Annotated in this window: 20 protein-coding genes and 1 pseudogene; 7 read left to right on the forward strand and 14 right to left on the reverse strand. The window is 39.4% G+C overall.

The genetic code is table 11. The features are described 5' to 3' along the window. Positions 1–79 precede the first annotated feature (79 nt). A complete protein-coding gene (locus ACO6UW_RS02875) occupies positions 80–1,528 on the reverse strand; it encodes a coniferyl aldehyde dehydrogenase (RefSeq protein ID WP_002115149.1) in 1,449 nt (482 codons plus the stop codon). 112 nt (positions 1,529–1,640) lie between these two features. On the opposite strand from ACO6UW_RS02875, the gene ACO6UW_RS02880 reads away from it, so the two are divergent. The 5 genes from ACO6UW_RS02880 to ACO6UW_RS02900 all read left to right on the forward strand — a co-directional run bounded on the left by ACO6UW_RS02880 (position 1,641) and on the right by ACO6UW_RS02900 (position 5,469). Beyond that, positions 1,641–2,333: a TetR/AcrR family transcriptional regulator gene (locus ACO6UW_RS02880; protein WP_057076900.1), complete on the forward strand. Its 693-nt coding sequence runs from the start codon at positions 1,641–1,643 to the stop codon at positions 2,331–2,333. Between the two features lie 74 nt (positions 2,334–2,407). Further along, complete coding sequence (gene purU / locus ACO6UW_RS02885) at positions 2,408–3,271, forward strand: formyltetrahydrofolate deformylase (RefSeq protein WP_005066088.1); 864 nt, start codon at positions 2,408–2,410, stop codon at positions 3,269–3,271. Between the two features lie 380 nt (positions 3,272–3,651). Continuing rightward, entirely contained in the window at positions 3,652–4,401 is a 750-nt protein-coding gene (locus ACO6UW_RS02890) for an energy transducer TonB (protein ID WP_005079167.1), read from the forward strand. A gap of 43 nt (positions 4,402–4,444) precedes the next feature. Further along, positions 4,445–5,065, forward strand: a complete 621-nt coding sequence (locus ACO6UW_RS02895; protein ID WP_001011664.1) for a MotA/TolQ/ExbB proton channel family protein — start codon at positions 4,445–4,447, stop codon at positions 5,063–5,065. Further along, complete coding sequence (locus tag ACO6UW_RS02900) at positions 5,065–5,469, forward strand: ExbD/TolR family protein (protein WP_000885432.1); 405 nt, start codon at positions 5,065–5,067, stop codon at positions 5,467–5,469. The genes ACO6UW_RS02895 and ACO6UW_RS02900 overlap by 1 nt, the downstream gene beginning before the upstream one ends. A gap of 57 nt (positions 5,470–5,526) precedes the next feature. Here the strand turns inward: ACO6UW_RS02900 and msrA are convergent, their stop codons facing one another. The 7 genes and pseudogenes from msrA to lgt form a co-directional block, all read right to left on the reverse strand. Beyond that, the gene (msrA, locus tag ACO6UW_RS02905; protein ID WP_057076898.1) at positions 5,527–6,051 is read right to left on the reverse strand and encodes a peptide-methionine (S)-S-oxide reductase MsrA; all 525 of its coding nucleotides are present in this window, start codon (positions 6,049–6,051) and stop codon (positions 5,527–5,529) included. A gap of 100 nt (positions 6,052–6,151) precedes the next feature. Continuing rightward, positions 6,152–7,207, reverse strand: a complete 1,056-nt coding sequence (locus tag ACO6UW_RS02910) for a DUF4105 domain-containing protein (RefSeq protein WP_057076897.1) — start codon at positions 7,205–7,207, stop codon at positions 6,152–6,154. Positions 7,208–7,221: 14 nt separating this feature from the next. After that, on the reverse strand, positions 7,222–7,731 hold the full coding sequence (locus ACO6UW_RS02915) for a dihydrofolate reductase (protein WP_032035374.1): 510 nt from the start codon (positions 7,729–7,731) through the stop codon (positions 7,222–7,224). Between the two features lie 44 nt (positions 7,732–7,775). Next, entirely contained in the window at positions 7,776–8,618 is an 843-nt protein-coding gene (thyA, locus tag ACO6UW_RS02920; protein WP_250734103.1) for a thymidylate synthase, read from the reverse strand. An 18-nt stretch (positions 8,619–8,636) separates the two neighbouring features. After that, positions 8,637–9,102: pseudogene (locus tag ACO6UW_RS02925) on the reverse strand (hypothetical protein). A gap of 9 nt (positions 9,103–9,111) precedes the next feature. After that, entirely contained in the window at positions 9,112–9,471 is a 360-nt protein-coding gene (locus tag ACO6UW_RS02930) for a hypothetical protein (RefSeq protein WP_167564142.1), read from the reverse strand. Between the two features lie 80 nt (positions 9,472–9,551). Beyond that, complete coding sequence (gene lgt / locus ACO6UW_RS02935; RefSeq protein ID WP_005066098.1) at positions 9,552–10,370, reverse strand: prolipoprotein diacylglyceryl transferase; 819 nt, start codon at positions 10,368–10,370, stop codon at positions 9,552–9,554. 93 nt (positions 10,371–10,463) lie between these two features. Here lgt and ACO6UW_RS02940 point away from each other — a divergent pair, with 93 nt between their 5' ends. Continuing rightward, positions 10,464–11,243 carry an NRDE family protein gene (locus ACO6UW_RS02940; protein ID WP_002114777.1) on the forward strand — a complete coding sequence of 260 codons (780 nt, stop codon included), beginning with the start codon at positions 10,464–10,466 and terminating at the stop codon, positions 11,241–11,243. 47 nt (positions 11,244–11,290) lie between these two features. Here ACO6UW_RS02940 and ACO6UW_RS02945 read toward each other — a convergent pair whose 3' ends face one another. The 5 genes from ACO6UW_RS02945 to ACO6UW_RS02965 form a co-directional block, all read right to left on the reverse strand. Next, a complete protein-coding gene (locus ACO6UW_RS02945) occupies positions 11,291–13,624 on the reverse strand; it encodes a PhoX family phosphatase (RefSeq protein WP_348891788.1) in 2,334 nt (777 codons plus the stop codon). 205 nt (positions 13,625–13,829) lie between these two features. Then, a complete protein-coding gene (locus ACO6UW_RS02950; RefSeq protein ID WP_032005166.1) occupies positions 13,830–15,782 on the reverse strand; it encodes a PhoX family protein in 1,953 nt (650 codons plus the stop codon). Between the two features lie 175 nt (positions 15,783–15,957). After that, positions 15,958–16,728 (reverse strand): twin-arginine translocase subunit TatC, encoded by a 771-nt coding sequence (gene tatC, locus ACO6UW_RS02955; RefSeq protein WP_033849475.1) that lies wholly within the window; start codon positions 16,726–16,728, stop codon positions 15,958–15,960. Further along, a complete protein-coding gene (gene tatB, locus ACO6UW_RS02960) occupies positions 16,725–17,162 on the reverse strand; it encodes a Sec-independent protein translocase protein TatB (RefSeq protein WP_002114889.1) in 438 nt (145 codons plus the stop codon). The genes tatC and tatB overlap by 4 nt, the downstream gene beginning before the upstream one ends. Positions 17,163–17,174: 12 nt before the next feature. Next, positions 17,175–17,393 (reverse strand): Sec-independent protein translocase subunit TatA, encoded by a 219-nt coding sequence (locus ACO6UW_RS02965; RefSeq protein WP_002114991.1) that lies wholly within the window; start codon positions 17,391–17,393, stop codon positions 17,175–17,177. Positions 17,394–17,645: 252 nt separating this feature from the next. Between ACO6UW_RS02965 and ACO6UW_RS02970 the strand changes: the two genes are divergently transcribed. Next, entirely contained in the window at positions 17,646–18,521 is an 876-nt protein-coding gene (locus ACO6UW_RS02970) for an AEC family transporter (RefSeq protein ID WP_057076892.1), read from the forward strand. Between the two features lie 192 nt (positions 18,522–18,713). Here the strand turns inward: ACO6UW_RS02970 and rdgB are convergent, their stop codons facing one another. Then, positions 18,714–19,340, reverse strand: a complete 627-nt coding sequence (gene rdgB, locus ACO6UW_RS02975; protein WP_032005168.1) for an RdgB/HAM1 family non-canonical purine NTP pyrophosphatase — start codon at positions 19,338–19,340, stop codon at positions 18,714–18,716. Between the last annotated feature and the right edge of the window lie 97 nt (positions 19,341–19,437).

Raw genomic sequence — 19,437 nt, forward strand, 5'->3', positions numbered from 1 at the left:
ACCAAAAATACGATTAAAAGACAAGCGAAATTGGTAAAAACGAGGCATGATTTAGTATAACAGATCATGCCTTGATCAGTTAGCGCAACAAGGTTTTCGAAATGAATCGATGAATCGGCTTATTGAACGGTGGAAGAATGTATTTAAGGCTATAAAGTTTTGGATTTGACATCACCGAACGCTCATGAGAAAGGCTAAAAAAGCCCTCTGGTCCGTGATATTTACCCATACCTGATGCGCCAATTCCGCCAAACGGTAAATCATCTTGTGCAACATGGGTAATCACCATGTTAATTCCAAAATGCCCTGAATGGGTGTGCTGTGCAATATAGTCAGCACGCGCTTGATCATAGTCAAAATAATACATCGCTAAAGGACGTGGACGACTATTAATGAATTCGATGACTTCTTCTATTTGATCATATTCTAAAATCGGTAGAATAGGCCCGAAGATTTCATTTTGCATAATATCCATTGCAGTTGTCACACCAGTGACCAAAGTCGGTGCAATTTTACGGACATCATCTAAAATTTCATTTTGCGGATTAATTTCAACAATACGTGCGCCTTGATCACGGGCATTTTCAAGATAACCCTGAATGCGGTTGTACTGTTTATCATTAATAATAGAAGTGTAGTCTTGGTTGTTTCGGAAATGAGGGTACATTCCAGCTACAATCAATTTAAAGTTTTCGATGAACTCGGCAGTTTTGCCGCGTGGTAAGAAAATATGATCAGGTGCAACACAAGTTTGTCCTGCATTCCATAATTTTCCTACAGCAATACGTTGAGCCACATCTTTCATATCCATAGATGCATGCACAAGGGCAGGAGATTTTCCGCCTAACTCGAGAATTACTGGAACTAGGTTTTGAGCTGCGGCTGCCATCACTGTTTTACCAACAGAAGTTGAGCCTGTGAAAATCATTTTGTCAAAAGGCAAATGACTAAACGCATCTGAAATAACGCCACCACCATTTACCACAGCAACTAATTCTTGTGGAAATGCTTCTGCCAATGCACTTTCAAGGACACGTCCAAAGTTTGGTGAGGCGCTAGAAATTTTGATCATGGCATGGTTGCCCGCAGCTAGTGCGCAGATTAGTGGCCCCACTGAAAGCAATAATGGGTAATTCCATGGTGTAATAATACCAATGACGCCCATAGGTTGATATTGTACCCAACCTTTTGCTGGCTGATGTAATACACTGATGTGGCGTTTTGATGGTTTCATCCACGCAGTCAGATGTTTACTGTAATACTTGATTTGTTCCAAACTCGTGAGTAGTTCACCAATTTTTGTTTCCATAACTGCACGATTGCCATAATCAAGGTTAATTGCTTCGGCAATCTGATCTTGATATTTTACCAAGACTCTTTTAAGACGAGCTAAACGATCAATACGCTCTTTAGCAGTGGGTACCGGATGACGTAAATAAGCGAGCTTTTGTTGTTCAAGTAAGTCATGTAAATGCTTAACATCATAAGGAAGCTGAGTCTCTGGATTTGTTTTTGTTTGACTGTTCATCGGTACTTACCAAATATATTGATATACTTATTTTTTAGAGTAAATACTCTAAATAGTCAAGTCGGTTTATGTGTTTAAGTCTTAACCATGTGAATTATTAAAGGTTATTAAAATGTCTCTACCTAAAGCTCTGAAGACAAAAGACCGGATTTTACAAATCAGTTTGCAGCTTTTTAACGAGCGAGGTGAACGGTCGGTTACAACCAATCATATTGCTGCGGAGCTAGGTATTAGTCCTGGAAACTTGTATTACCATTTTCGGAATAAGCATGAAATTATTAAAGAATTAATGTACCAATATCAGGTTGAGACTTTGGAAATGCTTTCTTTACCTGAAGACAGACCACTAACGACCAATGATAAAATCAACTATTTTCAAGTATTAAGTGGTCAACTCTGGAGTTACCGTTTTATCCATCGTGATGTCTATCATTTAGTTGAAAGTAACGAAGACTTTAAAAAGATTTATCCGCGTTTTGCGGGGCAGGTCATGCAGCAAGGGCAAAAAATTTATCAAGCCTTTGTCGATGCTGGTCTTATGAAAATGACGCCATCTGAAATTGAAGCGCTCATTATTAACTTATGGATTGTATTAACAAACTGGACAAACTTTTTATATATGTCTGGTCACATTAGTGACAATAACCATTTAGAAGAAAAATGGGTTTGGCAGGCATTACGTCAAATGGTTTTCCTTGAAGGTCCTTATCTTATGGGGGAAAGTCGAGCAACTTACGAGCAGTTGCTTGATTCACTGGGGCCCTCTGATCTATTCGCCAGCTTGTCGTCGTTAAGAGATGAATAGTTGTACTTGCCTATTTAGAGCGCTAGAATACTCGGCTTATTAAAAATTTGACTCAATTAAGTGATATTAACCAAATGAATATGACCACTGCCAATACAGCCCGTTTACTGATTACTTGTGAAGACAAGCCTGGGATCGTACAGGCTGTATCGAGCTTTTTGTACCACCAAGGTGCAAACATTACCGCGCTTGATCAGTATGCGACGGAAGCTCAGGGTGGACGTTATTTCATGCGTGTTGAGTTTGAACTTGACCATTTACAGTCACGTAAAGATGCATTAATTCAAACATTTGCTGCCAACGTTGCTGAGCGTTATGGCATGCAATGGCGTCTTGCTTTCGTAAACGAAATTAAAAAAGTTGGTATTTTAGTTTCTAAAGTCGACCATGCTTTACTTGAGTTATTGTGGCGTCATGCACGTGGGTCGTTACCTTGTGAAATTACACACGTGATTTCTAACCACGAAGATTTACGTGAATCTGTTGAGAACTTCGGTATTCCATTTACTGTAATTAAAGTAACTAAAGACAATAAAGCTGAAGCTTATGCACAAATTGATGAAATGATGCAGGGCAATGACTTATTAGTTCTTGCACGCTACATGCAGATTTTAAGCGAAGATTTTGTTGCGAAATGGGAAATGAAAATCATCAATATCCACCATTCTTTCTTGCCAGCTTTCGTGGGTGCCAACCCATATAAACAAGCTTATGAAAAAGGTGTAAAGTTGATTGGTGCGACAGCTCACTATGTGACGGCTGATTTAGACCAAGGTCCAATTATTGAGCAAGACGTTGAGCGTGTAAGCCATGACTATAATGTTGAGCAACTTCGTGAGCTAGGTGAAGATGTTGAGCGTAATGTATTGGCTCGAGCAGTAAAATGGCATTTAGAAGACCGTATTATTGTTGATGGTAATAAGACGGTTGTTTTTTAAATAACGCTTATTTTAAAAAAGCACGCTTCATGCGTGTTTTTTTATATCAAAAAGAATATTGAAATGATATAACATAACAAAATTGAATGAATTTATGGTAGGATTCGATCTCTTCATAGTGAAATTAGCCTAACTATATAAGTTAGATTAAACATTTTGTGAACAAGAGATATGTGTTCATGTAACTATGAGAAAACAAAAGCAAAGACACTCAACTGATACAAATTAGTGATATTGAGCAAATGTTTTTCTCAAAAAATAGTTGCAAATGAAAACACTTCTCATTTATTATTGTGGCACTTTATTGTTCTATCCGATGTTTGAAATCGTTTCTACAAATAGAAATCTGAAATCATCATCCATTAGGTAATTAGATTCTTATGAGTCAATCTTCCGCAGCCTTAAACTCTCCCAATCCGATGAAAAAGAAAGTCATCACGGCACTAATTGCGGTTGCAATTGGTCATATCGGGGTCTTATGGGCGGTCAGCCATATTAAGCCTGCTGAATTAAAGCCAATCGAGAAGAAGCCTTTACAGGTACGTTTCGTAAAAATTCAAGAGCAACCAAAACCACTACCTCCTAAGCCAAAGGAACAGCCTAAAAAGCCGGAACCTAAGAAAGAGGTAAAAGAAGTTAAAGTTGTTGAAAAACCTGTGACACCACCTAAAAAAGTGGAAAAAATTCAACAGGTGAAAAAAGCTGAAACACCAAAAGAAACAGTAAAGACAGAACCTAAAGTTGAAACCAAAGTGGTAACGACAACTGTTACTGAAAAAGTTATCGAAAAACCAAAACCAGTGGTACAAGAAGCGCCTAAAGCTCAACCTGCCCCAGATCCATCACCGAAACGCGTTTCAATTGGTGGTTCGGGTGTACAGTGGAGCCGCTCGCCACGTTTAACTGTTTCTTCAAAGGATTTACAAGGCGAAGCACGCTCTGTCATGGTACTCATTGAAGCCGATGAAAAAGGCAAAATTATTAATGTACGAGTGACTAGAAGTAGTGGTATTTCAAGTCTAGATGACAAAGTAGTCCGTGCTGTTCGTGGTGCGAAATTTAAACCTTATATGGAAAATGGTGTTGCTTATCCAATTAAAGCAGAGCAACCCTTTGATTTAACCCCTTAAATGAATTTGAGTCCCAACGGCTAACCTTAATCAGGAGTTCAATATGAACTTTTCAATCTATTGGCAACATGCAGATGCAGTGAGTAAAACCCTGTATTTCATCTTATTGGCAATGTCGATTGCTACCTGGACAGTTTTCATCTTACGTTTGATGGGGACTCGCCAGCTAAAACAACAAGCTTATGCTCAACTTTCTCAGGCTATCACTTCGCTAAAAGCAAAGTTACAACCGTTGAGTTTTGAACAGCGTAAAGCGGTTGCAGAGCAGGCATTACTTCGTCAGATTTCTGCTGAAAAAGCCAATGCTGATAAAGGTATTTCTGTTTTAGGAACAATTGCTTCAATTGCACCATTCGTAGGTTTGTTTGGTACTGTTTGGGGTATTTTCCATGCACTTGTTGCGGTAGGTAAAAGCGGACAAGCAGGTTTGGCTCAAGTGGCTACACCAGTAGGTGAAGCACTTATTATGACTGGTCTTGGTCTTGCAGTTGCGATTCCAGCGGTATTGGCTTATAACATTTGTGTACGTGCAAACCGTGGTCTTGCTCACGACTTACAAGACCAAGCGCACAGCTTGTTAATTGACACGATGTTGCAGCAAGACTCAACTGTAAAGTCTGATGTTAAAACTGCACAGCAAAGTTACGTTGGAGGTCAAGCTTAATGGCTTTTCAATTGGGTGAAGACCACGATAGTGGCATGAATGAGATGAATCTCATTCCGCTAATCGACATTATGTTGGTGTTAATGATCATCTTTTTGGTCACAGCAACAGTTGCCAACCCATCGATTCCATTAACGCTTCCTAAAACAACTGCTGAAATTATTGATCCACCACCAAAAGCAATTACGATTAGTATCAATGCAAATGGTGAAGTGGCTTGGGATACTCAAGTAATTAGCCTAGATGAGCTTCAAAAACGTTTTCAAGAAGCAGGTCAAGGTGATGTTAAACCAACAGTTCAACTTCGTGCTGATAAAGAGTCGAAGTACGATACTGTTGCTCAGGTAATGTCTCGCGCCAGTGAAGCCGGACTGAGCGATATTGCCTTTGTAAGTGAAAACTAAAATTTAGTTTACTCAATAAAAAAGCAACCAAACTGGTTGCTTTTTTATTGCTCTGATTTATTGATCTTTCATCAGATGCTGGAATTTACTATATAGCTTGAGCAGCTTTGGTGGAATCGCAAAGTTGCAATAACCTTGTGAAGGATTCTTTGCATAGTAATTCTGATGATATTCTTCTGCTGGATAGAATGTCGGAACAGGAGAAAGCTCAGTCACAATATCAAGATCGTCATTTTTTAGAGTCTGAATCGTGTGTTCCGCTGCCTGCTTTTGCTCTTCATTATAATAGTAAATAACAGAGCGGTATTGCGTGCCGATATCATTACCTTGGCGATTTAAAGTCGTTGGATCGTGAGTGGCAAAGAACACGTCGAGTAACTGGGAGTAAGTTACTTGCTCTTCATCAAAGTCGACTAAGATCACCTCAGCGTGCTGGGTGTCTCCTTCACATACTTGCTCGTAAGTAGGGTTAGTGGTGTGCCCACCTGCATAACCACTAGTTACTTTTTCTACACCGCGTATTTGTAAAAATACAGCTTCGACGCACCAAAAACAGCCGCCGCCAAATAATGCCTGTTGCATTGTTTTTCCCTCTATTTCCTGCCTATTACAATAGGGTTTATGTATTTAAAATACAAAGTAAAGCATGTATAAAAAAGTAAAGAAAAGTGCATTACTTATTTCATTTAGCTTTAGGTAAACCTTGTCGAACGATTTGAGAGAAGTGTTGACTACTCTGATCTGAAAGCTGTTCAAAATTTTCAGTACGTGGGTTGATATGCGCAATTTGATACCACTGTTTTAAACTGATATTTTGATTAAGTGCTTTAAGGTCATATAAATAATTAGGTAAGTAACCCGAAGCGATTAGACGATAATCTTTAGGAAGTTCATAGGGGTTAATTGCTTGAACCATATCAAAAATTAAAGTTGTACAGTTACTCGTAAGGGTGTTGTACCACTTCGGTTCTGCACGTAGCTCATCCGATTTCTTAAGATATTCTAAAAATAGCGCTTTTTGCTCGCTACGCGGCATATTGACTGGAAAATTATAAACTTGCTCTTTACGGATGTTACTGCGCGTGTAAACAATATCTTTCTCATCAGAAGCAATTAAGCTCAGTTCATATTTTCTAAAAAAACCACCAATTGCCGAAAACTCTTCGGTTTTTTCTTTGCGAATCTCGATTGAGAAGACCAAAGGTTGCTGATTCTTAAATTCGAAGCTTACCAGTGTATGAGCAATTTGTGGTCCCATCCAGTAAGAGGCAATGATGTTTATGCCATTCAACTGCTTAAGATCAAATGTTCGGGTTTCCCATCGCACATCATAGGTTCCATCAGGATGCCAGTTGAAGTTACGAACATTGTGTAAAGTGATTACATCGCCGTGCTTTTCATAGCTCAGCATATTGGCGACTTCAGGGTTCCAGTCTCGATCTTGACGTGCAGTAATCGAAAAATACCAGACTAGCGAACAAGCAAATGCAAGAAGATAAATCAGGATATCGGTACGGCGGCTAATAATATGACCTTCAACATATAAGCCAACCATGCTGAGTGCAAAAGCAATCCAGATGCCAATAAGTATGCGACTACCTAACCAGCCAAAAGGTTGTTGGACCCAAAGCGCTACGCATACCCAAATGCTAGAGAACACAATAAACAGCGTGAATAAACTATGTAACAGTCCAAAAATTAGAGCAATAATAAATTCACGTGTTCCGATATTGTGCATAGGCATCCATAAAATTATTTTTTATAAGTAGCAAACTCGAATGAAGTACCTGATTTTTCATCAACTTGCTGTTCACTCGCAATTTTATGAAATTCACTCGGTATTGTTGGATAATGTGCATCACCTTGTACATCTAAGTCAACATGAGTAAGTTCAAGACGGTCTGCAATCGATAAGGTTTGCTTGAATATCTCGCCGCCACCAATAATGAACAAAGCTTGTTTTTCGGTATTCTTTACATCTTCTAAAGCTGCATTTAAAGCATCTTCAATTGAATACGCAACTTTAACGCCGTCAAATTGCCAGTTAATGTCACGGGTAATTACCCAGTTCACACGGTTTGGTAGAGCACGGCCCATAGACTCAAGGGTTTTACGACCCATCACTACCACGCCACCTTGTGTGATTTCTTTAAAATGTTTTAAGTCGGCAGAAATATGCCATGGCAACGCATTGCCTTTACCAATACAGTGGTTTTTGTCCATTGCCACAACGTGGACAACTTCTACATTTTGCCATGCCATAATCTTATTCTCTAAACCGTAATCTAATGAAATTTAAGTCGTCGTTATACTGCAACTGGTGCTTTAATTGCCGGATGTGACTCGTAACCTACAATCTCGATATCTTCAAATTTGAAATCAAATAAGTCAGTTATTGCTGGATTTAGTTTCAATTGGCATAGCGGTAAAGGCTCACGTGTCAATTGAAGTTTAGCTTGTTCAAAATGGTTGGCATAAAGATGCGTATCACCACCAGTCCAGACAAAATCACCTACACCTAAACCGCACACTTGAGCAATCATATGGGTGAGTAGAGCATAACTCGCAATATTAAAAGGTACGCCTAAAAAAACGTCGGCACTACGTTGATAAAGCTGGCATGACAACTTGTTGTCTTGTACGAAAAATTGGAAGAGCGTATGGCAAGGCGGTAAGGCAACTTGTCCAGCTTCATTTGGGTTCCAGCCAGAAACAATTAAACGGCGTGAATTTGGATTGGTTTTAATTTCATTAATTAACCATTTAATCTGGTCAAAACCATCTTGGTTATAAGAGCCGTCTGCATTTTTAGTTGCGCCGAAATTACGCCATTGATGACCATAGACTGGTCCAAGTTCATGCTCTGGACGGCCAAAGCGAGCAGTTTGTTCTGCTGTTGCCCATTCGTCCCAAATTGAAACTTTATTGTCTTTTAGGTATTGGACGTTAGTGTCGCCTTTTAAAAACCAAAGTAACTCAATCACGATAGAACGGAAATGAACTTTTTTTGTGGTGAGTAAAGGAAAACCTTTAGAGAGATCAAAACGCATTTGATGACCAAATACAGAACGGGTTCCTGTGCCTGTACGGTCGCCTTTGTCACCGCCATTATCAAGGATATGTTGTAGTAGGTCTAAATATGCACGCATAACACTCTCGAGTTCGGATTAATTCCATAAAATAGAAGGGGAGATGGTTTCTGGATCAATAAACCGTGGAAGATAATAACATGGTTTAATGACAGGTAGGAAAGCGAGCAATAGTTTGTAATTAAAATCGTTTAGCGCGATTTTGATAAATCGAGACAAGGAAAAAGCCAATCAGTACAAAGCCTAAAGCTTGTATGAGATGAATCCATTTATGCTGAACAGGAAGCAAATACATCAAAATAATAATGATCAAAATAGGATAGATTTTGATTAAAAGTCCCAAGCTCGATTTGCCTGATGTGTTGTTTGAAAGTTTGGTATTTAAGTAATGCCCAATATGTAAACCAAACCCAAAAATAAGGCTGAGTATTGTATAAATAGGTGATAAGGGCTGAACTTGATTAGCAGCATAAACTGCAACACAAACAACAATAATGAAGATAAGTTTGATGTGACGTGGTGCGTTGTACCAATAAGCCAACATATATTGAGCCTATTTATTAAAAAGTGATTGAGGTGAAAAAATAAAAGCGGCAAGCGCCATAAAAGCGATTCCTTGCACACCCCAGATCAGCAAGTTGGGCATTGTTTTAACAAAAATAAGTGCAAATAAAAGAGCGATAGGTATCCACGTCAGCAGGCGATAAAGTAGGCCAGTTGGTTTTTTTTGAGCAAAATGCAATTTAAAATAGCGACAGATTAAAAAAATAACCCCAGTTCCTGTAAACATTAGAATGGTATCTAAAGGCAGTGGTTGGTATTGATATAATCCGATACAAATCAACAGTGTAATAATTAAAATTACTAATTTTTTAAATGTCGGGACTTGTGTGTCAAACCAGAATTCCAGCATGTCGTATCTTCATTTTTAGGAGAGTAAAAACTGTAGCATAAAAAAGAAAAGAGGAGCCGAAACTCCTCTGATTTATCATATTAACTGTTCTTTTGTGGGCCCCAGTCATAGATTTTCTTTTGGTAGGCATACCACATCATCCAAAGGCCAATTAATAGCATTGGAACGGTGAGGATCTGACCTTTAGTCATCCAGCCAAACAGAATAAAGCCTTGGTCGGCATCTGGTTGACGGAAGAATTCCATTACAAAGCGCGCAACACCGTAGCCCATTAAAAATAGGGCAGAAACCGCCATGCGTGGACGTGGTTTTGAACTAAACCACCACAAGACAATAAATAGGATTAAGCCTTCACAAATTGCTTGATAAATTTGTGATGGATGGCGTACCAGTTGTAATGGATCGGTCGGGAAGATCATACCGAATGGATAATTTGGGTCAGTTACTGCACGACCATATAACTCCCCACCAATGAAGTTACCAAAGCGCCCAAACATTAAGCCAGTCGGTACACATGGGGCAATAAAGTCGAGTGTTTGGAACCATGTTTTTTGATATTTTTTACACCAAAATAACATTGCAATCATGACGCCTAAGAAGCCGCCATGGAAACTCATACCGCCTGTCCAGACTTGGAATAGCCAAATCGGATTTTCAAGGAATTTATCAAACTCATAGAAAAGGACGTAGCCGACACGACCGCCCAGAACGACACCTAAAGCACCGTAAAACACCAGATCGGAAACCATTTCTGATGTCCAGCCATCACGCTGTTTGGCACGGTAGGAAGCAAGCCCCCAAGCACATAAAAATGCCAATAAATACATGAGTCCATACCAATGGACTTGAAGAGGTCCTAGATGTATTGCGACCGGATCGATATTAGGATAGGTCAGCATTGCTGCTCCTTGATCTTACGTTTTGACAGATTGTAGCGGAATGATGTGAAAAATGTTGTACATTCAATGTGTAAAGATAGGGAATAAGAAAAGATGTGTATTGTGGCTTTAGCATGGCATGTTCTGGATGATATGCCCTTATGTCTTATGTCAAATCGGGATGAGTTCTATCATCGACCAACAGCATTGTTACATCAGTGGCAACATACACCGATTATTGCTGGGCAAGATTTACAGTCGGGTGGTACTTGGATGGGCGTTACACCTCAAGGCCGATGGGCTGTCTTGACCAATTTTCGTGATGGACGAGATCAGAAATCATATGAAACCTCTCGGGGGCATTTAGTTCAGGCTTTTTTAGAGTCAGATTTATTGCCGATTCGATTTGCTCAACAATTAGAACAGCAGCAACAGAACTTCGCTGGCTTTAACCTGTTTATGGGAAATGCTGATCAAGCGGTTTATATGAGTAACCGTGGTGAAGCCCCGCAAGTATTAGCCAATGGTGTTTATGTGGTTTCAAATGGTTTGATGTCTGAACATTGGGAAAAAACCAGACATTTAAGAACACGTTTTACGCAAGAGTTTTTGCCTATGCTTCAGCACCAGACGGAAGAGTTAACTTTGCAACATGCTGCATGGGATATTCTTGAAGATGAACGTAAGGTCACAACGGCATTATTACCCAATACGGGCATTCAGCCAGAAATGGAAGAGTTATTATCATCGACTTTTATTCAAAGCCCTGTGTATGGCACACGTTGTTCAAATTTTTTAAGAATGACCAATAACGAATGGCTTTGGTTGGAAAAGACCCAACAAGGCGAGCATAGTGGGCAAATTGTTCAGCAACAGGTTCTCTTAAATCGATGATAATAAAAATGCCGATCAATTGACCGGCATTTTTAATCATCTAAGAATTAACCCACGATCACACCGCCATCTTTACGGGTAATCACAACAGTTGCTGAGCGTGGACGCGCAGTTTTGTTGCTTGGATCTTTCTGGGTTGCTGGCCAGTTACTTTCTGGTGTCGAGTAACTTGCAGAATCTTCGCCAGGGTGTTGAACATTAATGAAAATTGCTTTGTAGTCAGGTGTCATCGCAATACCTGTAATCTCACATTGCTTAGGTCCCACCAAGAAACGGCGCAAAGTTGAGTCTGTAACTTTAGCACCGACTAAAGTTTGCTGACCATTTGAGGTAGTTGCAGGAGCACCATCTCCAATCTGGCCTGGTAGCGCAGCAAGCATCATACAGTTAGTGACATCAGTATATGCGCCATCATCTGTTTGAATCCAAAGTACGCCACGTGGGTCGAACCACATACCATCTGGAGATGACAAATCATTGTTGTCTGTTAAACCAGATAGGTTGATTTTTGAAGCCATAGATGCTTCTGCACCAAATAGGTAAATATCCCATTTGAAGGTTTCAGCAGTCGTTTTGTCATCAGTTTCTTTAAAACGGATAATATGACCGTTAACGTTACCCTTTTGCTCTTTAGTGCCGTTGTAGAGGTCTGTGTAGTTACGTGGGTTTGCAGCATCGGTCGCGTAATCTTTACCACGATTTGAGTTATTGGTTAGGGTGACATAGACCTCGCCGTTTACTGGGTTGACCGTACACCATTCTGGGCGGTCCATTTTTGTAGCACCGACTGCATCGGCGGCTAAACGTGCAAATGTGACAACGTCAGCTTGAGATTTAAATGGGTAGGTCGTGTTGCTTTCATTTAAGCCATTTTTGCCATAAGCAAGTTCAATCCATTGACCTGAACCATCGTTATTAAACTTGGCAACATACAATTTACCTGCGTTCATGTATTTGTCGCCAACTGCATAACCGCCATTTATATCTTTAGCATCCCACACTGCGGTAGAGACGAATTTATAGATGTACTCACCGCGAGAATCATCGCCCATATAAAATGCTAATGGTTGACCTACAACGGCACGGCAAGCACTGTCTTCATGTGCAAAACGACCAAGTGAAGTACGTTTAACTGGGTTTTGACGTCTATCAAATGGATCAATCTCGACCATCCATCCGAATGTATTTGGACCGTTGCGGTAGTCTTGGGTAGCTTGTGCAGCTTTTACGTCGGCATTCCAGCGGTCATATAAGTCTTGTGACTCTACTTGACCAATCGCAGTTTCCCAACCGTAACGAGAACTTGCACCTAAATAAATTTGTCGTCCTTGTTCATCAACGTTAGGGATTAACTCACCATTTTTATCTTTTTCATAAATGATTTTGCCCTCGGTATCTTTTTTAGGGGCACCTTTCTCATCTTTCTCATAACGATAGAGCTCATCTTTTTTAACACCTAACCCATAACGCTTTAATGCAATTTTTTCTGCATCTGTACGTGCATATTCATCGCTACCTGAACGTTGGAAATAACCAATAAAGTTTTCTTCCGTGGTTAAGTATGTGCCCCAAGGTGTATAACCATTACCGCAGTTATTATGGGTACCGCGAGTTTTACGTGCATTAGGGGAGAAGCGAGTTGCGAGTAAGCCAGAACCAGCTGCTGCACCTTCAAAATCCATCTCTGTTGATGCTGTAATACGACGGTTAAAAGCAGAACTTTTATCAATTGTTACTTGTTGAGTTGTTGGGTCTTTTTTAATGTGAACAATAGAAACGCCATGCGCATTGGTTTCACGAATGACTTCATCTTCAGGACGACGTCCATCAACTCTTGTTGGACCTTTTGGGTGAAGGAAGGTCTGGTTGATATATTCGTGATTCATGACTAACAAACCTTCAGCTGAAACACTTTCGTCAAAGCGGTTTGTTGAAGTATTTAAGCCAAAATAATGCATACCATCATGGCAGTCGCCAGAGCGAAACTGGAAGCTTGGACCAGATGGAATATTATTGTCGTCCCAGTCGCCAAAAGCACGGTTGATTGAATCACCCAAAGCAAAAATGACATTTGCTTCATAGCCTTCAGGTACAGTCACAATATCATTATGGTTTTTCGCAACTGCGGTAAAAGTTAATTTTTCTGGTTTTTTATTTGGATCTACAGGTGTGGTTCCACCGTTGTTTGAACCTGAGTCATCATCACTATCATTACAGCCTGTTAAGGTAGAGGCTAAAGTTAGCGCTACAGCACCACTTGCTGCTTTAGTAATTAAACTACGGCGACTGATGTGTTGTTCTAAAATGTCGCGGAAGTGGATATTGTCAGAAGTATTATTGTCCAGTTCTTGATCTTCATGATATGGCGTCAGCTCTGTCATGGGGAATTCCTAAGTAAATAAAGAGATTGTTCTAAAATTCTTCATGAGCTTAGTTTGTGAATGTGACGAGGCGTTGACGTTTTGATGATAAGTTAATGAAAAGTTCTGTAATTTTTCATTTAATTTTCATAAAAAGTAAAAGTTGAATGTAAAAATATTAAAGCTGACCTTAGCCAGCTTTAATATTTAGAGAGGCTATGAAAAATTATTTAGTTGTGACTGAAGGGGCAATTGGGTCTGCTGTAATATAGCCGACGTTAGCACTATAACCATTGTTGTAATTTTGGTTAATTAATGCCTTAACATCCTCAGGTACACTACTACTATCGCCTGGATGTTGGAAGTTGCTCATGATGTAAGTCCAACCGTTGATTGAATCTACAGCATGTAAACCTGTTGACTCTGCACCTGCCGGTGTAGAAAGTAAACGTGTTAACTCTTTGGTATCTACATTGTATGCCCATAAGAAGTTGTTCACGTGGTTACCTGAGTCTTCACCAATGAATAATGTGCGTAAAGTTTCAGAGAACTTCAGATTGTCTGGGCTAGCAATTTTATCTGGGTTCGCTGTATTACCTAGACTATCTTTCGCAGCAAGATCTTCACCCATGAGCAGCATATATGAGTAAAGAGGAACCCACTCACTATTAATTGCGCTGCCTTCATTGTCTGTAAAGCTATTACCTAACTTGTGTGCAAGCACGCCACCAGCAGTAATCTTTTTAGAGAACGCGACATTATGTCCAGCGACATAACCTTTACCGCCAATGACCATTGAATCTTGAATATTAGCTAAAGCAGAGTAAGCAACTTTATCTTTAATATTTACGTTAGTACCTTCCATCTTGGTGAATGCCATACTTGCACCTTTTAATGCTGCATAACGATGTGTTTCCAAGAAAGCTGCTGCTTTTTCCATACCTGGTTTAAGTTTGACCCAAAGCTGTTTCTTTGCCAAAGTGATTTCAGTATAGCTGGCATCATTTGGATTGGTTGTTAAACTTTCCATGATGTCAGTTGACTTAATCCCACCAGCAACTAAATCCTCAATTTCTTTACTAGTCGCATGGCCAAGTTTGATCCATTGAATGCTAGCAGTTGAGGTTTCAGTTAGCGTATTGATGTATTTAGCAACGTATAGTGTCCCTGCCGATAAATCTTTTTCTTTATCAGCAACGAACATGAAGAAACCACCGTTGGTGTAGTCATCTCCCATAAGCGCTGTACGGTTGTCTGGCATAACATGGATAAGTTCGTGAGAAATACGCCCTAAACAATAGTGCTTTTTAATGCTACCTGTACCATCAAGGTTAACCGTTACTTCTGGCAAATGACCATAGTTATATGGATTTGCTTTAGTTTCGTCACCAAAGAAGTATTTCCCAAGATATTTTGGATCTGTACCGCCAATGCCTTGATTGAATGCATCTGGTTCGTATTCTTCACTTGATAAGTGAGTGTTCCAAGGCGATAAGCTAGCACCGCAAGTAATCCATAAACCGTGTACTGGTGCAGTATCAACGTTGAAGTATTTTTTAAGTTCTAGGTGACCTGTTTTTTGGTCTTGATCTAAAGTCAAAATTGCGATTGGTGAAGGTAATTGACCGTAAGTATCACCACCTGCTTGGTCTTTAGAGTTGTATTCAAATTGAACAACATGGAACACAGGATTTGCTACACCATCAACTTTCGCACCTTCTAATTGAATTAGAGATGAACCATCTGGACAGTCTGAAAAGAATTGACGTTCTTTACCAGCAACTGACTTATCCATAATAGGATTGCCATTAACATCAAAATAACCACCCGCGATAATCGTCCCACCACCAAGTTTTGGTACGCTATCACCAGTTTTAAAGAAAGGTTTATAAGCGAGTTGGTATTCAGTACTGGTTGAATTTTCCCAATCAATTTTTAATTTAGAATTCACTACAGTTGTTGCACGGTCTGCCGCAGTTGTTGGCGCTGGCATTGCTGTGAATTTTGCATTTTTAAATTTGCTTGGTTGTGGTGTTGGAGTGACTACTGAGCTGTCATCACTATCATTACAACCTGCTAATGTTGCTGCCGTAGCCATCGCTCCTAATGGTAGAAAAGGAATCCCCGAAAACCATTTTAAAATTTCGCGACGCGTTGGTTGAGTAGAAGCAGTTGTCATAAGAAATCCGTAAATTTTGTGGGTATATTTGTTGAGTTGATTCTATGGACTGAAAATGACACTTTTCTTACATTTTTAAGTCACTTTGAAGACAGTTTATTGCTTTGTAGATTAAAAAGTGTTCTATATAAAAAAGCCTGAACTTGTAGGCTCAGGCTTTTTCTTAGAAATCATTTTATTCAGCAGAATGGACTTTTCTTTTCTCAAGGATTTTACCAAAGAGCAAGCCGAGCTCAAAAAGTAACCACATCGGGATGGCTAACATCACCATTGAAATTGCATCTGGCGGTGTAATAAACATCGCTACAAAAAAACATCCAACAATAATAAAACGTCGCTTTTCAGCAAGGCTTTTTGTATTTACCACACCGATTAAAATAAGGAGTAGCGTCGCGATTGGAATTTCAAAAGTCAGTCCAAATACTAAAAATAGTTTTAAGCAAAAGCTTAGGTAGCTATTAATATCCGTCATTGGTGCGACAGTTTCAGGCGATACACTAATAAAGAAATGCAAAATTGCCGGAAGGGTAATGTAATATGCAAAAGCAACGCCCGCATAAAATAAGACAATACTACCGATGAGTAATGGTAGTGCTAAATGACGTTCTTTTTGATACAGCGCTGGACGAACAAATGACCAGATTTCATACAGAATAAATGGCATTGCCAGCACAAGTGCGACAAATAAATTGAGTTTAAAAGGCGCCATGAATGTTGCAGTGACATCGGTTGCAATCATTGACGAGGAAGTTGGAAGTTGCAGCCTCAAAGGTTCAGATAGTAATTGGTAAGTATTATTTCTAAATGGTAATAAGCAAAAAAATAAAAATAAGGTTACTCCGACAATCCTAAATAAATGACGTCGTAAAACGACCAAATGGCTCATGATTGGCATTTGGTCTAAATTTTCCTGATTATTTACAGTGGTTGAAGGCAGTTGGTTCATACGGCAATCTTCAATTTAACAGGTGATGTCTCTGAAATATCAGTTGATGATGCTAAAGGCATAAATTTTCTAATGTATGGGACTTTATAATGGCCTGATATAGGAAGACATATCCGAATAGGTTGGGGCACTGATTTGGTTGCCTCAGCCTTATCTATATTTTCAGAAATATTCTGCTTTTGAATTTCTTCAAGCTGTTGTTGTACTTTACGTTCTAGTGCTTCAATGCGGTTGAGTTCTTCTTGCATTTCTTTTCGAAACTCAGAAAGACGCAACTCTTGATCAATCTCATTTTGCAAATTGGTAATATAACGTTTTAGACGAACATACCAACGACCAGCAAAGCGTGCAGCTTCTGGAAGTTTATCCGGACCTAAAACTAAAATTGCAATAATTGCAAAACAGAGTAGCTCTGTCATTCCTACATCAAGCATGGTCGAAAACCTTTAGCTTTTTACTGATGTGCTGTCAGGTGTTTTGACTTGGGCATCAATTGTACGTGGAGTATTAAGAGCAGTAGTCTCATCTTCTTCACGAACTGATTTTTTAAAGTCTTTTACCGCACCGCCTACGTCTTTACCGATATTTTTTAATTTCGACGTACCAAATAATAAAATAACGACAATTGCAAAAATAACGACATGCCAAATAGATAAACCGGCCATGATCTTATACCTCTTTTCAGTTTGCTTTATATCAACAGGTTGCCATGACAGGAATGTGACATTTATATGTCATTTTTAAGACAATGAATGGCTGCCAAAATCTAAAAAGTTAATTTTATAAACTGCATATCTCCTTTTTTTATTTATACATAGTTTGAAAAGAGTCACTTAAATTACTTGAAATGGAGAATACATTTCATTTTGAAAAGGTGTAGCATAGCAAGCTGGTTTTGATGAGCAAGAGGAGAGAGCGTGGCGCTACTACTGCCTATATTGGCATTTATCACAGGACTTCTACTTGCTCAGACTTCTCTTTCAGAAACGTTAAAACCTGTTCTTTCAGCTTGGCTTTCCCGTTTATTGATTCCAATTGTTATTATTTACAACATGGTATTTTATCAGCCGGGTAGTTTGAGTTTAATGCTGTTTAGCTCCGGTTCAGCATTTCTTATTTTCTTTGCTTATTTAGCTTTATTTAAAGACAGATTATTAGCACTATGCGTGAGTTATACCAACATGGGGTGGCTTGGCTTTCCCTTTGCTATGGCCTTATTTGGACCTAATGCTACAGCTCCTATTGTTGCGCTATATATTGGAGTATCTCTTTTTGGCAATGCGTGGGCTGTTACGGCAGTCACCACTGCACCACAAAGTAAGCTCAACATATTAAAAAAGGTTTTAACTTCTCCACCGTGTATTTCAATATTTTGTGCACTTTTACTTAGGTCGTTAGGTGCTCAACATATCGAGCATCCTGCTATACATTGGGTATATGAAGTTGCCAAGTTTGTCATGACTTTTGCTGGTATGTGTGTGCTGGGAATGTGGCTACGCCGTACCCGAGTGCATTTAAAAGACTTAATTTACAGTACAAAAGCTCAAGCATTTAAAGTAGTGTGCGGGTTTATTCTTTGTGGCTTAGCTTATAGATTTTTACCCATTCCAAATATAAACCAGCAAATTGGAGTGATGTTTTTAATGTTCTGTCTGCCGCCAGCAGCCAATATCGTAGCGCTAGAAACACATTATCAAGGGACCGGAAGATCAGCGGCTTATATTGCCTCAGGGACGATTGTGAGTTGTATTTTTATTGCGATTTATGCGGTATTTTTGCATTTCCCACTATAATTAATTTAAAAATTTTTCCCCTACACCTGCTTGTGCGAAGGCGGCATGGATGCCGCCAGTTAGACTGTGGTACATGAACGTACCATCAGTCTAACAAAAGATTTTTGCTTACTTTTCATCTTTGAAAAGTAAGGTCTGCCTATACAAAGTTTAATATATTCTAACGCTGCATATTGTGGCCATGTGATCAGCTTACTTCTGTAAGCTCTCTTTAAATAACTGCATCGCTTGCCCACGATGACTAATCTTATTCTTGTCTTCTTTAGAAAGTTCAGCGCTAGAAACTTGTAGCTCAGGCAACCAGAACAGCGGGTCATAACCAAAGCCATTTTCACCACGTGCAGCTTCTAAAATTTCGCCGTGCCAGATGCCTTGGAAAATTTGTGGTAACGGATCTTCAGCGTGAGTGACTAAAGCAAGTACGCACACAAACATACCTTCAATTACTTCACCATTTTTACGAAATGGTAAAAGGTCATTTAATAATTTGGCATTGTTCGCTGCATCGTCACCATGTTCTCCAGCATAGCGTGCTGAATAAATGCCAGGTGCACCGCCTAAGACAGGAACACAAATACCAGAGTCGTCAGCCATAGCAGGTTTACCTGAAATTTTAGAGGCATGACGAGCTTTAATAATGGCATTTTCAATAAAGCTTAAGCCGTCTTCGATTGCATCAGGAATATTAAGGCGACCTTGAGGAATAATTTCTACTGGTAACTTCAGCTGTTCAAAAAGTTTTTCAAACTCTGCGACTTTACCTTTGTTATTGCTGGCAAGAACTAAACTGCCCTGATCAAACCAATGTGGGGTAGACATAATAAAACCAAACTTTATAGCTAATATCGAACGTGAGTTATGTTACGTGTTTTTTAAGAGGGGATATAGAGGGAAATAAATAGAATATAAAATGGGA

The sequence above is a fragment of the Acinetobacter sp. JADD-222 genome (assembly GCF_049310645.1).

Bases quoted from the DNA above. Each gene is read 5' to 3' on its own strand.
- ACO6UW_RS02875 (WP_002115149.1), bottom strand. From the start codon at position 1,528: ATGAACAGTCAAACAAAAACAAATCCAGAGACTCAGCTTCCTTATGAT.
- ACO6UW_RS02880 (WP_057076900.1), top strand. From the start codon at position 1,641: ATGTCTCTACCTAAAGCTCTGAAGACAAAAGACCGGATTTTACAAATC.
- purU (WP_005066088.1), top strand. From the start codon at position 2,408: ATGAATATGACCACTGCCAATACAGCCCGTTTACTGATTACTTGTGAA.
- ACO6UW_RS02890 (WP_005079167.1), top strand. From the start codon at position 3,652: ATGAGTCAATCTTCCGCAGCCTTAAACTCTCCCAATCCGATGAAAAAG.
- ACO6UW_RS02895 (WP_001011664.1), top strand. From the start codon at position 4,445: ATGAACTTTTCAATCTATTGGCAACATGCAGATGCAGTGAGTAAAACC.
- ACO6UW_RS02900 (WP_000885432.1), top strand. From the start codon at position 5,065: ATGGCTTTTCAATTGGGTGAAGACCACGATAGTGGCATGAATGAGATG.
- msrA (WP_057076898.1), bottom strand. From the start codon at position 6,051: ATGCAACAGGCATTATTTGGCGGCGGCTGTTTTTGGTGCGTCGAAGCT.
- ACO6UW_RS02910 (WP_057076897.1), bottom strand. From the start codon at position 7,207: ATGCACAATATCGGAACACGTGAATTTATTATTGCTCTAATTTTTGGA.
- ACO6UW_RS02915 (WP_032035374.1), bottom strand. From the start codon at position 7,731: ATGGCATGGCAAAATGTAGAAGTTGTCCACGTTGTGGCAATGGACAAA.
- thyA (WP_250734103.1), bottom strand. From the start codon at position 8,618: ATGCGTGCATATTTAGACCTACTACAACATATCCTTGATAATGGCGGT.
- ACO6UW_RS02930 (WP_167564142.1), bottom strand. From the start codon at position 9,471: ATGCTGGAATTCTGGTTTGACACACAAGTCCCGACATTTAAAAAATTA.
- lgt (WP_005066098.1), bottom strand. From the start codon at position 10,370: ATGCTGACCTATCCTAATATCGATCCGGTCGCAATACATCTAGGACCT.
- ACO6UW_RS02940 (WP_002114777.1), top strand. From the start codon at position 10,464: ATGTGTATTGTGGCTTTAGCATGGCATGTTCTGGATGATATGCCCTTA.
- ACO6UW_RS02945 (WP_348891788.1), bottom strand. From the start codon at position 13,624: ATGACAGAGCTGACGCCATATCATGAAGATCAAGAACTGGACAATAAT.
- ACO6UW_RS02950 (WP_032005166.1), bottom strand. From the start codon at position 15,782: ATGACAACTGCTTCTACTCAACCAACGCGTCGCGAAATTTTAAAATGG.
- tatC (WP_033849475.1), bottom strand. From the start codon at position 16,728: ATGAACCAACTGCCTTCAACCACTGTAAATAATCAGGAAAATTTAGAC.
- tatB (WP_002114889.1), bottom strand. From the start codon at position 17,162: ATGCTTGATGTAGGAATGACAGAGCTACTCTGTTTTGCAATTATTGCA.
- ACO6UW_RS02965 (WP_002114991.1), bottom strand. From the start codon at position 17,393: ATGGCCGGTTTATCTATTTGGCATGTCGTTATTTTTGCAATTGTCGTT.
- rdgB (WP_032005168.1), bottom strand. From the start codon at position 19,340: ATGTCTACCCCACATTGGTTTGATCAGGGCAGTTTAGTTCTTGCCAGC.